Origin of the sequence: Pseudomonas sp. PDM32 (assembly GCF_019219225.1) — a bacterium.
Taxonomy (GTDB): Bacteria; Pseudomonadota; Gammaproteobacteria; order Pseudomonadales; family Pseudomonadaceae; genus Aquipseudomonas; species Aquipseudomonas laurylsulfatiphila.
The window spans coordinates 1-348 of the sequence record NZ_JAHUWE010000053.1 but is presented as its reverse complement, the minus strand read 5'-3'; the positions used below and the strand labels follow the sequence as shown (position 1 = coordinate 348).

The window sequence follows — 348 nt, the reverse complement described above, 5'->3', positions numbered from 1 at the left end:
CCCCGCTGGGCATCACCGTGCTGGTCGAACTGATCGGCGACCTGCTGCCACCGGGCGTGCTGAACATCGTGCAAGGCTTCGGCAAAGAAGCCGGCGAAGCCCTGGCCACCAGCAAACGCATCGCCAAAATCGCCTTCACCGGCTCGACCCCGGTCGGCTCGCACATCATGAAATGCGCCGCGGAAAACATCATTCCGTCCACCGTGGAGCTGGGCGGCAAATCGCCGAACATCTTCTTCGAAGACATCATGAAGGCCGAACCGTCCTTCATCGAGAAAGCCGCCGAAGGCCTGGTGCTGGCGTTCTTCAACCAGGGCGAAGTCTGCACCTGCCCGTCCCGCGCCCTGG

General features: G+C 62.9%; 1 protein-coding gene. It reads left to right on the top strand.

The window, feature by feature from the left end:
• On the top strand, window positions 1-348 hold a 348-nt coding region (locus KW846_RS29750; RefSeq protein ID WP_218486470.1), incomplete at both ends, for an aldehyde dehydrogenase family protein.